General features: G+C 38.4%; 14 protein-coding genes. 9 read left to right on the top strand and 5 right to left on the bottom strand.

Annotated features, from left to right (window positions below):
- Nucleotides 1-148 precede the first annotated feature (148 nt).
- From QJV33_RS08505 to QJV33_RS08495, 3 genes are all read right to left on the bottom strand, one after another.
- Complete coding sequence (locus QJV33_RS08505) at nucleotides 149-1,396, bottom strand: esterase-like activity of phytase family protein (protein ID WP_281462922.1); 1,248 nt, start codon at nucleotides 1,394-1,396, stop codon at nucleotides 149-151.
- Nucleotides 1,365-1,688 carry an esterase-like activity of phytase family protein gene (locus QJV33_RS08500; protein ID WP_281462921.1) on the bottom strand — a complete coding sequence of 108 codons (324 nt, stop codon included), beginning with the start codon at nucleotides 1,686-1,688 and terminating at the stop codon, nucleotides 1,365-1,367. The genes QJV33_RS08505 and QJV33_RS08500 overlap by 32 nt, the downstream gene beginning before the upstream one ends.
- 364 nt (nucleotides 1,689-2,052) lie before the next feature.
- Nucleotides 2,053-2,349 carry a YciI family protein gene (locus QJV33_RS08495; protein WP_281462920.1) on the bottom strand — a complete coding sequence of 99 codons (297 nt, stop codon included), beginning with the start codon at nucleotides 2,347-2,349 and terminating at the stop codon, nucleotides 2,053-2,055.
- 144 nt (nucleotides 2,350-2,493) lie between these two features.
- Here QJV33_RS08495 and QJV33_RS08490 point away from each other — a divergent pair, with 144 nt between their 5' ends.
- The 7 genes from QJV33_RS08490 to ccmI all read left to right on the top strand — a co-directional run bounded on the left by QJV33_RS08490 (nucleotide 2,494) and on the right by ccmI (nucleotide 7,808).
- On the top strand, nucleotides 2,494-3,249 hold the full coding sequence (locus QJV33_RS08490) for a heme ABC transporter permease (protein WP_281462919.1): 756 nt from the start codon (nucleotides 2,494-2,496) through the stop codon (nucleotides 3,247-3,249).
- 12 nt (nucleotides 3,250-3,261) lie between these two features.
- The gene (gene ccmD, locus QJV33_RS08485) at nucleotides 3,262-3,399 is read left to right on the top strand and encodes a heme exporter protein CcmD (RefSeq protein ID WP_281462918.1); all 138 of its coding nucleotides are present in this window, start codon (nucleotides 3,262-3,264) and stop codon (nucleotides 3,397-3,399) included.
- Nucleotides 3,396-3,890, top strand: a complete 495-nt coding sequence (gene ccmE, locus QJV33_RS08480; protein WP_281462917.1) for a cytochrome c maturation protein CcmE — start codon at nucleotides 3,396-3,398, stop codon at nucleotides 3,888-3,890. Before ccmD ends, ccmE begins: the two co-directional genes overlap by 4 nt.
- A gap of 176 nt (nucleotides 3,891-4,066) precedes the next feature.
- Entirely contained in the window at nucleotides 4,067-6,043 is a 1,977-nt protein-coding gene (locus QJV33_RS08475) for a heme lyase CcmF/NrfE family subunit (protein ID WP_281463407.1), read from the top strand.
- A 1-nt stretch (nucleotide 6,044) separates the two neighbouring features.
- A complete protein-coding gene (locus tag QJV33_RS08470; protein WP_281462916.1) occupies nucleotides 6,045-6,590 on the top strand; it encodes a redoxin family protein in 546 nt (181 codons plus the stop codon).
- A gap of 12 nt (nucleotides 6,591-6,602) precedes the next feature.
- Nucleotides 6,603-7,064 carry a cytochrome c-type biogenesis protein gene (locus tag QJV33_RS08465; protein ID WP_281462915.1) on the top strand — a complete coding sequence of 154 codons (462 nt, stop codon included), beginning with the start codon at nucleotides 6,603-6,605 and terminating at the stop codon, nucleotides 7,062-7,064.
- A 6-nt stretch (nucleotides 7,065-7,070) separates the two neighbouring features.
- A complete protein-coding gene (ccmI, locus tag QJV33_RS08460) occupies nucleotides 7,071-7,808 on the top strand; it encodes a c-type cytochrome biogenesis protein CcmI (protein ID WP_281462914.1) in 738 nt (245 codons plus the stop codon).
- A 48-nt stretch (nucleotides 7,809-7,856) separates the two neighbouring features.
- On the opposite strand, the gene QJV33_RS08455 is transcribed toward ccmI, so the two are convergent.
- The gene (locus QJV33_RS08455) at nucleotides 7,857-8,375 is read right to left on the bottom strand and encodes a hypothetical protein (RefSeq protein ID WP_281462913.1); all 519 of its coding nucleotides are present in this window, start codon (nucleotides 8,373-8,375) and stop codon (nucleotides 7,857-7,859) included.
- 155 nt (nucleotides 8,376-8,530) lie between these two features.
- Nucleotides 8,531-8,710, bottom strand: coding sequence for a (2Fe-2S)-binding protein (locus QJV33_RS08450; protein ID WP_281462912.1), 180 nt, complete (start codon nucleotides 8,708-8,710; stop codon nucleotides 8,531-8,533).
- Nucleotides 8,711-8,928: 218 nt separating this feature from the next.
- On the opposite strand from QJV33_RS08450, the gene bfr reads away from it, so the two are divergent.
- Nucleotides 8,929-9,408 (top strand): bacterioferritin, encoded by a 480-nt coding sequence (gene bfr, locus QJV33_RS08445; RefSeq protein ID WP_281462911.1) that lies wholly within the window; start codon nucleotides 8,929-8,931, stop codon nucleotides 9,406-9,408.
- 428 nt (nucleotides 9,409-9,836) lie between these two features.
- Nucleotides 9,837-12,557 carry a M16 family metallopeptidase gene (locus QJV33_RS08440; protein WP_281462910.1) on the top strand — a complete coding sequence of 907 codons (2,721 nt, stop codon included), beginning with the start codon at nucleotides 9,837-9,839 and terminating at the stop codon, nucleotides 12,555-12,557.
- Nucleotides 12,558-12,562 lie beyond the last annotated feature (5 nt).

Raw genomic sequence — 12,562 nt, 5'->3', positions numbered from 1 at the left:
TATGGAGCAACTGTGCCCTTTTATTTACCCACCCATGTAACTTGACGTAATTACCATATATTTCGATGCCTAAGACTATATATCAAATTCTCTGGAATTATATCTTCAACCCTCACCATTCCATTTTGCGCACAAATAAAAGTGCCAGTCAAAAACAAGCATCGCCATCATCTAAAACCAGACTAATAAACTGAGTTTTATATTGAGACTGATTAAAATTGTTATCTGACACCAATATTAAAGATTGCCGACCATCGGGCAATTTTGGTCCTAATGTCATTCCTTCGATATTATCAATTTTTGTCTCATTCGTATTTAATTTATCCACGATAGAAGAGTCCTGAGAGTCAAAAATTTTAGTCTTATCCAGTAATTTAGTATTATTTGCAGCCAAATAATCTATATCCAAAACATTCTGCGCATTTATTAAACTAACTTTATAAATACGTACACGGTTTCTTGATGCCCCTTCTGTAACACCTGTTTGATTTTTATTATCGCCTCTTTCCATAATTAAAAGTGTGTTATTATCCAAAGACAGAATCTCGGAAATTCCATTACTGGTTGCACCAATCGTAGAAGGGCGATCCGTATAATACGCATATTGTGCCACGATATTTCCATTCGCATCATATTTCATAATTCTGGAATATCCAGTTGCATCACCGGTTAAATTACGCTCCATTGAAACATAATATGATCCATCAGGCGCAAAACTAGATCCTTCTAGACTTAAATTATCTTGAGCACGCGTCGTAATATTATCTGGCACGGCAATCTTGGTTACTGAACCTTCTTGATGATAATGGTATATCCCTGCAGGTTTCTCTTCTGTTGTATACCAAAAACCATTACCATTCGGGTCAAGACGAATGGATTCAGCATCGGATATGGGATTACCTTTTTCATTAACCAATGGCTGCGCGCTTAAAAACTCGATTGTTGGGTGCTCATTTTTATCAGTTAACCTGTTCAATTTAACACGAAACATTACCGAATATCCCAGAGAAGCACCGTCTATTGTCTGATGATCAGATTCAACCAAATAAGTATCTGTTTTTGGATCATAATCAATTCCTGATAAACCACCGATACGATATGTTATTCCGTTAGGATCTGTGTATTGACAATCAAAAGGCAATCCAATTTGATTAATATAATGTAATTGTAAATTGCTTGATGTTGTATCAAGCGCAAAACTAACTAATTTTGTATTTTCTGGGCTAACTGTATTTGGAGTATCTGACGCAAAAACAACCGAACGCCTGCCATCAGATAAGGTCGGTCCTAAACTCATGCTAGCAATATTATTTAATCTTTGCGTTTGAGAATTTTCAACTTGACCAATATGTAAATTCTTTAAATCACAAACAAGATTTTTTGGAATCAATTGCATATTTGTTTGATCTATATTTGCACCCCCCAAAAATATTATGAGCATCTTGCAAATTAATTTCATAAATTCTGGCATCAGAATTAATTCCTGTTGTTGTATTACTTTGATTTGAAATATATCCTCGTTCCAAAATCAATAACTGATTATTATTTATTACCAATATTTCAGCAACACCATCATGCTTAACATTAATCATTGCAGGGTGATCGATACCATAAGCATATTGTGCAACCGATTGCCCATCTGAATTCAATTTCGTGATTCGAATATATCCTGGAGCATCTTGTTTCAAGTTCGTTTATAACGAAACATAATAATACCCATCAATAGAGAATGTTGACGCTGTTGATTGTTTACTCTCAGCCTCTGAATTAGTGTTTGTAAGGTTCGGAATGGTTCCGAAGTTTGCGACATTTCCATTGTTATAATAACGATAAATACTTGATTGCGTTTTAACTTACCGTTACCAAAAGCCCCTCCCCTGTTGGGGATTTACGAATAAATTTCACATCATGAACGTTTGTCAAATCAACAGGAACTTTTGTCGTTTGAACTTGTGAATTACCATCTAGATTGTATAAAATTGAAGCCGAATTTATCCTTTATATATATATGTATTTAATAATATTACATTACACATTCAGCTTTAAGAATAACTATGTTGTCAACATTTTTCCGTCATATCCAATCATTTTCATCGGTCTAATCACAACACTTTCAAAAAGCCCCGCTTTGGTATATGGATCACTGACTGCGAACCCTTCTGCTGCTGCACGATCTTGCATTTCGATCATAATCAAAGAGCCACAGCTTTTTTCATCTTTATTCAGCAAAGGACCGCAAACTTTAATATATTTTTCGTATGTTTTTAAATATGCGAGATGTTGCGGACGAACTGCCATTCTCAATTCATTACTATCGGGTTTATCGGTGCACATAATGACAAATAACATTTTAGATTCCTCACCTTAATAATATTACAATTAAAACTTTCTTAATTATGCACAGTAAAATAAATCTTTCTACTTTTAAAATTGAAAAAAAATACATTCACTTGTAATAGTATGATTATCTTTCTTTTATTTAATCTCTTCCGAATGACAAATACATCACCTTCCCCACAGAACCAGTCACCTTTTAATATTCATCGTTTTGCTAACCCTGGAACATTTTTACGTTTTGCCAGCAAAATACAACCATGGGTTATAATATCGGCTATTATCTTCCTTGCGATCGGAATGGTCTGGGGGTTATGCTTTTCCCCTGCGGATTGGCAGCAAGGAGACAGCGTCAGAATTATGTATATTCACGTTCCTATGGCAATTCTGGCTAGTGGGGGATATTTTGCGCTGGCTCTTTGTGCTTTATGCTCTTTGATTTGGAAGCATCCTTTGGCAGATTTAGCCGCAGGTGAAATTGGACCCATTGGTGCCGTCATTACAGCACTTTGCTTAATTACAGGCTCTTTGTGGGGCAAGCCAATGTGGGGGACTTGGTGGGTATGGGATGCCCGATTAACCTCGGTGTTAGTTTTGTTCTTTTTATATCTTGGGCATATTACCTTGTTACATGCTTTTGATAATCAACAAAAAGGCTATAAAGCAGCCGCTATTTTAGCCCTAGTTGGTGTTTTTGATTTACCTATTATTAAATTTAGTGTTAATTGGTGGCATACTTTGCACCAACCTAGCACATTTAGTATAACACATGCACCAGCAATGAGCCTTTCCATGATGTGGCCCCTTATTTTTTGTTTTGTGGGATTTGTTTTGGGCTTTATTGCTTTGGTTTGTATGCAATTACGTGCTGCTATTCTTGAACGTCAAGTCCGCCATTATTTATTAAATGAATAGGCCATTTAAATCGTGACCCATTTACCTTATCTTATTGCTGCTTACGGTATTACCGTTCTCTCTCTTAGTGTCTTATCCTTTCACTCTTGGACAAGGTTAAAACGCGTTCAAAAAAAACTTATTCAAATTCAAAATAATCAGCAGCCATGAAACGTAAAACGAAAAGATTATGGATTATTCTGGGATCTATGGCTTCTTTTGCCATCGCTATGGTTTTAATTCTTTCTGCATTTTCAAGTAATCTGGTTTATTTCAAAGCCCCTTCACAACTGATTAACCATCCCACCGAAAAAGGCACAACGATCCGATTGGGCGGAATGGTACTAGCAAATTCCTTGCACTATTCCCACCAAGACCAAACCCCGACTGCACAATTTAAAATCACGGATGGACAGGCCGCCATTGAAGTCCATTATACAGGCATTTTACCAGATTTATTTCGTGAAGGGCAAAGTGTAATTGCTATTGGAACATTGGATAATAACAATATTTTTACGGCTAACGAAGTGCTTGCTAAGCATGATGAAACCTATATGCCCAAAGAAGTTGCCGAAGCTTTGCGTAAAAGCGGAAAATGGGATCCTAAATATGGTCCTCCTCCTGATGCTGCAACATGGGATCATATGACTAAACCCAAATAATCAAATAAATGAACCAATTTTTTCAATAAAGTTAAGCTTACTTTAACAATTCAAAATGTCTGTAAGTTTAACTATATTCACAATTTCATTATTCCCTTTTAAAATAGCTTTTGTTAGAGAAGATAAAATAAAAATTATTTTAAAATACACTCTGGACAAATACTGTGATCTCAAAAATACTTAGCCCAGAATTTGGTCATTTTACTTTGGCACTCGCTTGCTGCTTGGCAGGAGCGCAATGTATCATTCCTTTGATGGGTGCCAAGGTAAAAAATAACCGTTTGATGGCTTTGGCTTCACCCTTGGCGTGGGGGCAATTTTTGGCTTTGGCTTTAGCGTTTGCGTGTTTAATCACCGCTGCGGTCACAGATGATTTTTCTGTTTTGAATATTTTGCAAAATAGTGCTGCGGACAAGCCTTTACTTTATAAAATTACAGGGGTTTGGGGAAATCACGAAGGGTCTATTTTACTCTGGGCTTTTATTCTTGCACTCTTTGGAGCCATTGTCTCTGCATATAGCCATCACCTCCCCCTATCTCTTCGCGCCAAAGTAATTGCTATTATGGGGGGAAGTGCTGCTGGATTTGAACTTTTTTGCTTAATGACTTCTAATCCTTTTTTACGTGTATCACCTGCTCCTCTAGATGGGCAAGGCATGAATCCTTTGTTACAAGATCCAGGTTTAGCCTTTCATCCTCCTATTCTTTATATGGGCTATGTTGGGTTTGCAGTTCCTTTTGCTTTTGCTGTTGCTGCATTATTAGAAGGAAAAGTCGATGCCGCATGGGGGCGATGGGTTCGTCCTTGGACAGTCTTAGCTTGGGCATTACTCACATGCGGAATTGCCTTGGGTTCTTGGTGGTCTTATTATGTGCTCGGTTGGGGAGGCTATTGGTTTTGGGATCCTGTCGAAAATGCCTCTTTATTGCCATGGCTGACGGGAACAGCTTTGTTACATTCAGCCTTAGTCGTGGAAAAAAGAGAAGCCCTTAAAATCTGGACTATTTTATTGGCTATTGGGACATTCTCTCTCTCATTAAGTGGCACGTTCTTAGTTCGTTCTGGTATTTTAAACTCAGTGCATGCTTTTGCATCCGATCCAGCCAGAGGGGTCTTTATTTTACTTTTACTGGGCGTGATTAGCGGTGGGGCTTTATTACTCTTTGCATGGCGTGCCCCGACTTTGACCTCTACAGGAATCTTTACATTTTTTTCCCGTGAAGGTTCAATCGTTTTGAACAATATCCTGTTATGCACTATGGCAGCGGTTGTATTAACAGGAACACTTTACCCTCCTTTTGTGCAGCTGATTAATGGACAAACCTTATCGGTTGGTAAACCTTTTTTTGATAATGCACTTATTCCCATTGCACTCTTTTTATTCCTTGTCATGGCGATTGGTCCTGTCATTGCCTTTAAAAAAGGCAATATTCAACAAACAGTTAAAACATTAAGTATTGCTGCATGCTTATCCATTATTTCCATCGTCATTGCGTTTATCTATCTTCATCAAATTTTCCCCTCACTTGCAACTGGATTAAGTATCTGGATTATTCTCAGTTCATGTTCAGACTTTATCAAGCATATAGCCCTTTTTAAAACATCTCTGAACAATTCAATGAAAAGAATGGTTGGATTACCCCAAGCTTTTTATGCCACTAACATTGCTCATATTGGCGTTGCTATTACTGTCTTAGGTATCGTTGGAATGGCTGCCAGCCAACAAAAAATCGTTGAGGTGCCTATCAATACCACGATCCATCTTGCTGGATATGATTGGACATTAACCAATATTGCAGATCGACAAGAAGCGAATTTCATCGCCACAGAGGCAGTCATCAGAGTATCTAAAAATGGAAAAGTCATCACATGGTTGTTCCCTGCCCGCCATTATTTTGATCGTCAAAAGCAAGTCGTTACCGACGTAGCCATTCATACGAATTTTCTATCTGATTTATATGCTGTTCTTGGCGATAGCAAAAATAGCACCCAGCCAACCCCTTTATTCGTACTACGTCTGCACTATAATCCCTTAGCTCCTTGGATATGGCTTGGAGGATTCATCATGGCAATGGGTGGTTTTATTACGCTAACTGACCGACGTTTCAGAATTGGCACTCCTGCCCAACGAAAAAAAATAAAGGAAGCATGATATGAAACAGATAACCCGTCGTCGTTTATTATGGTCACTTCCTTTTGCCACCGCTGCGGTTGCAGGTGGAGGTTTTTTCTCAATGCTATCGGGATTACGCAAAGGTAATTTTGATCCACGAGAAATTAATATTCCAGTAATCAACAAACCCATCCCCTCTTTTTCAGTAGCCAGTCAACCGCCATCAACTGGGTTCAATCAGCAAGAGCTACAACAACAAACCAAACCTATTTTGATTAATTTTTTTGCCTCTTGGTGTATTCCTTGTTTAAGAGAAATGGGCGTTTTACAACAACTTTCCAGCCATATTGGAATTTGGGGGATTGCGTATAAAGACAAACCCGATGCGGTTTCTGGCTTTTTACAACGGAATGGCAACCCTTATCAACGGATCGGTCAAGACCCCGAAGGCAATATCAGTATTGATTGGGGGCTTTCGGGTGTTCCAGAAAGTTTCCTTGTTATGCCTGGTGGCATTATCAAATGGCATTATCCCAAACCATTGACGGTTACTTCTACTCAAACTCTTTTATCTCTTTTGCAATAAAGCATCGTTCCCATGCGTTATTTAACCATTTTATTTCTATTTTGCATTGGTCTATCAACACCACATCTTTCCTTTGGTATTGATAGCCCAGATGAAATGCTTAAAAACACTCAACAAGAACAAAGAGCGCAACATCTGGGTTCACAATTACGATGTTTGGTTTGCCAAAATGAGAGTATCGAAGATAGCAGCGCCGATCTTGCCAAAGATTTACGTAAAGTCGTCCGACAACGCATTGTTGCAGGAGATACCGATTCACAAGTCATGCAATGGATGGTCGACCATTATGGGAATTTTATCCGCCTCAAACCACCCTTTACGTTCACAACAGCTCTGTTATGGTTTATGCCTATATTGGCTTTGGGAATAGGATGTATGATTGCTTTTGTAACCTTGCGTAAAAACAAAAATACAGTGACCACAGAACTGAGTAAAGAAGAGCGGCAACGCCTTGCCAAGTTAATGAAAGAGTAAACAACGATGTTATGGACAGTGATTATTCTTTTTAGCCTGCTTTGCTTAGTTCCCTGTTGGATTGCTTTATGCAAAACCCCTGCCACAATCAGTACGCAGCAATCTGCTTTGCGTGTTTATCAATCTCAATTAAAAGAGCTGACAAACGATTTAAAAAACGAATTTATTCTAGAATCGGAATATAAACAAGCACAACTGGAAATCCAAAGAAGATTATTGAAAACAGATTCTTCTGTTGCATCATCTGCCATTCAATCCATCACACCCAAAAGCAGCGTGATTGTTACTGGTTTAGGATTATGCTGTATTCCTTTGGCAGCAATGGGTTTATATTTGATAAATGCTAGTCCCTCGTTACCTGCTGCACCTTTGGCTCCAAGATTAGCAGAACAACAAGAGATGAACCAAAAAGTTGCGCCTTATATCGAGCAATTAAAAGTGAAACTATACAATTTATCCATAACCGACCCCAAAAGGATAGAAGGATATTTACTCTTAGGTAAAGTTGAGGCTTCTCGTGGCAATTTATCAGCAGCAGCCCAAGCATGGAAAGAAGCACTAAACCAACAGTTTGATCCCAATCTTGCTGCACAAATTGCCGAAATCCAAACCCAAGCAGAAGGAAAAATTTCTAAGGACAGCGTCAATTTATTCCGTAAAGCTCTAGAAACTGCTCCTAAGAATGTCCCTTGGCGAGAATTAGCCGAACAACGCATTGCGGAATATGAAAGATCTCATCACTAATATAAACGATGCCCTGATTATTATTGCTAAACAGGGCATTATTACAGTTTAAGAAAAAGGATTATCAGCAAAAGCGACTTTATGTTCTTCTTTTTTCTTGGGTGGATTTATATTACAAGAAATCAAATATAACCCACATACTGATAAAATATTACTGATACAATATAACATGGTGAATCGACCGATCATACTGCCCGATGATAACCAAATATAGATACCATATAATGTAAATGGAATCGAAATAATCCTGATCCCAAAGAGATGATATCGTAAAGGATTCATAAAACCCTCTCTGACCATATCTTGATGTCGATAGACAAACATATAAAAACAGATGACCATAATACAAGACATCAAATTATAGGTCGAATTAAAGAATCCAACATTAAAAAAGAATAATGGCATTAATAAAAATGCAAAAGAAAAAATAACTGAACCCAACAACAGATTCATCCCAAGGCGTATATTCATCTTTTCACCTGGAAGACGATTGGCAATGGGTTGAAAAATAGTATCCAATATCCAAAAATCAATTTGAACCAATACATTATCTGTATTTTGTGCCATAAACTTACTCTATCCTCTGTTTCTAAGCTATTCTAGTCATAGTAGGAAATCTTAACAAGGTAAAAAGATTTTTCAATAATCGCTGTCAACAAAACAAAAAAAAGCTCGTTCATTACAAACGAGCTGAATAAGTTCAAGAAACAAAATATACAAATCTATGCCAAGACAGGGTCTGCCTTGTGTTCTTTAAGCATATTAACAATCCGGTTAACACACCGACCACAATCAGGTTTGCATCCACAAGATTCATAAACCGCACTGGGGCGATCTGCACCGCTCCGAATTGCGTTACCAACATCCTTATCCGTTAAAGCTCTACATGAACAAATATACATTGCCAAAATGCCCCAAGACAACAAAGTTGTTAATAATGATATTAATAACCATTCTCAATTAATTTGTCCAGTGTTTTTTATTAAAAATATAAAAAAACAATTTTAGGAGTGTTTATGCTTTTTACTTATGACAATAAAAGTGGTAAGATCAGCCCCAAGGATGTCATCATCCTCAAGAAACAAAATATAATAAATTATAACATTCTAAGAGAAACCAAATGATCAAAGACAAAAAAGTTATCGAATATTTAAATATTCAATTAACCAATGAATTAACGGCCATTAATCAATATTTTCTTCATTCTCGCACATTGAACCATTGGGGTGTTACCAAATTAGGGAAAAAAGAATATGTCGAATCCATTGAAGAAATGAAACATGCTGATGAAATTATCGAAAGAATTTTGATGCTAGATGGTTTACCCAACATGCAACGTTTAAACACCATTCAAATTGGTGAAAACGTCGAGGAAATGTTGAAATCTGATCTTGCAATGGAACAAAAAGCAACCAAAGACCTTCGTGAAGGGATTGCTTATTGTGAATCTGTTCGTGATTTCGTCACTCGTGATTTATTCCTTTCTATCCTTGATGCAGAAGAAGAACATATCGACTTTATCGACAAACAATTTGACCTGATTAAACGTATGGGTCTGGAAAATTACATTAATTTAAATTCTGACAGCGCAGACGAGTAATGAACTCAAAGATATAAAGGGGCTCTCCCTTTTATCTTTTCTTAAGTGGGTAAATAATACGACATTCAAAATACTTCGCTTTTTTGTTTGTTGCATGATGTTACCCCTTGTAAACCCTAGTAGTGCCAATGCGATCTTCACCAGTGGCTTACCGATAAAAACCTGTGAATAACCTTGTTTCCTGACTGGATCCTATGCAAAGGATGATTGGGAACGTATTGATGGGACAATTCAAAGAACTGATGGTGCTGGGCAATATTTGTGGCCTAACAAACTGGTTTCAAAGCAGCCAATCAGACATTAAAATCGTCAATATTTTCAACATCACACCGATTTTTTCATTATTCTCATCGATATATATTTTACTAAATCTGTTTTTTCTACTAACCTGCTAAGGGACATTTTTATAAAATAGGATAAAAATAACGATGAAATTTACATTTGGTACAGCAACATTTTCTCTTGCTTTACTAGCATCAACCCCGTTAATGGGTGGCATTTCCTTTACTCAAAACGCATCTGCACAAAATATCGCAACCCATCCTGTAAAATCCTCGGTATTGATTAAACAAGATGTTGTACGGAAAACGCTGAGAAATGGATTGCGTGTCATCGTTGTCAAAGACCCTCTGGCTCCTGTTGTAACGGCTCAAATCAGCTATCTTGTTGGTTCTAATCAAGCCCCTGCTGGATTTCCTGGCACCGCACATGCCTTGGAACATATGATGTTCCGTGGCAGCACAGGGCTAGACAAAGACCAACTTGCTGTTCTCGGCGCACAATTAGGAGGCAGTTATAATGCCTTTACCACTGAAAATGTAACCCAATATTACTATACTGCCCCTGCTGAAGATTTAAACATTATGTTAAAAATCGAAGCATTACGTATGGGGGGGCTTAGCCTCAACGCTGCGGATTGGGAAAAAGAACGCGGGGCTATTGAACAAGAAGTTTCAAGAGACTTATCCAATCCTATTTATAAATATGTTTCAGAGCTTCAAAAAATTATGTTCGATGGCACGCCTTATGAACATGATGCCCTGGGAACTCGTCCCTCTTTTAATAAAACGACTGTGGCAATGCTACGTAAATTTTACGAAACATATTATGCGCCCAATAATGCCATCCTCGTGATTTCTGGGGATGTTGATCCTAGTCAAGCTCTTGCACAAGTCGAAAAAGATTTTGGCTCTATCCCACGCAAAGATATTCCAAAAACCAAGCCGATCACTCTAAAACCCATCAAAGCACAAACCTTAACGTATCCTACCGATTTTCCAACCAGTTTGGTTACAATTGCATGGCGTATGCCTGGTGAAAAATCACAGAATTTTGCCGTAGCAGATATTTTAAGTGATGTTATTTCCAGCCAGCGTGGGGCTTTATATGGGTTGGTTCCTCAAGGCAAAGCCTTAATGGCGGATTTTGAGTATGTTCCCAAAGGAGAGGTTGGTTTTGGGGTTGCAATTGCGGCGTTTCCAAAAGGGCAAGATTACAAGCCAGTTTTAAATGAAGTAAAACAAATCCTTCAAAATATTCACGAGCATGGGGTTGCCCCTGAGTTGGTTGAAGCCGCAAAGCGTAAAGAAATTGCCAGCCTTGCGTTTTCTGCCAATAGTATCACAGGATTGGCCAGCTCTTGGTCAACAGCATTGGCATTCCAAGGGTTAAATGATCCAAATGAAATGGTCGCGGCTTATCAAGCCGTCACACCAGAGCAAGTTAATACACTAGCCAAACAAATCCTAAATCCTGATGAAGCCATTACTGCCATTTTAACCCCTGAAAATTCAGGAAAGCCCATTTCAAACAAAGGATATGGGGGTGCGGAATCCTTTGCTTCTGTGCCAAACAAACCCGTTAAACTGCCTGAATGGGCAGAATCTGCTCTTAAAAAACTCAATATTCCCAAAGAAAGTGCTGCGCCTAGTGATATAATGCTCAGCAATGGGATACGTTTAATCGTCCAGCCCATCCATGTCAGCAACACAATCAGTATATTCGGGCAAATTCGTCAAAACCCCAGCCTCCAAGAAGGAAAAGGAAAAGAGGGCATTGCGGGTATTACCGATGATATGTTCAAATATGGCACCAAAACGCTCGATCGCTTGGCTTTCAGAAAAGCTGTCGATGATATTGCTGCGGATGTCAGTGCTGGAAGTGATTTTTCATTATCTGTATTAACCCCAGATTTTGATCGTGGTGTGCAATTACTTGCTGATAATGAGTTAAATCCTGCTTTCGATCAAAAATTCTTTGATATTGTGAAACAACAAACCTCACAATCTTTGGTTGGACTATACCAATCCCCTGGCTATCATTTCAGTCGAGCCATTACCAAAGCCATCAACCCACCTAATGACCTCAGTTTGCGCCAAGCAAACCCTCAAGAAGTTATGAAATTGACCCTACAAGATTTAAACGAGTTTTATAAAAAATCTTTTAGACCTGATCTGACGACAATTGTTGTGGCTGGTAACATTACCCCTGAACAAGCAAAAGCAACTGTCGAGAAATATTTTGGTCAATGGAAAGCCGAAGGACCAAAACCTGATTTAAACATGCCTACACGTCCCAATAGCAAAAGCTCTGATGTACATGTCCCAGATAAAAGCGCTGTGCAAAATAGTGTTGCCTTAGTGGAAAGCATCGGACTGGATGTGCATCACCCCGATCATTATTTATTAAACCTTGGCAATGAGGTTTTAAGTGGTGGTTTTGCAGGGCGTTTTTACAAAGATTTACGCGTCAAAACAGGCTATGTTTATAATGTCAATAGTGATTTTAGCTGGTCTCAAACCAGAGGAGCATACAGCATTAGTTTTGGTGCTGATCCGAACAAAGTCGCCTTGGCTCGCAAAGCTGCCTTAAAAGATTTGACTGCGATGCAGACTGCCCCTGTGACAGATGACGAATTACAACTGGCAAAAGCCTCTTTGTTACGCAGTATCCCTTTGCAAGAAGCAAGCATTGATGGCATTGCCAGTCGCTATTTAACCTATACTAGTTTGGGATTACCTTTGAATACGTCTCATGTCGCAGCCGAAGCCTATTACAAAGCAACCGCCACTGAGATTCAAAAAGCATTCCAAACCTACGTTCGTCCAAAAGACCTTGCACAAATTATTAAAGGTCCTGCCACTCCGTAAACCAT

It is taken from the genome of Commensalibacter nepenthis (genome assembly GCF_029953305.1).
GTDB lineage: Bacteria > Pseudomonadota > Alphaproteobacteria > Acetobacterales > Acetobacteraceae > Commensalibacter > Commensalibacter nepenthis.
Note: the sequence above shows the minus strand (reverse complement) of the source record. Positions and strands in the feature narration are given on the sequence as shown.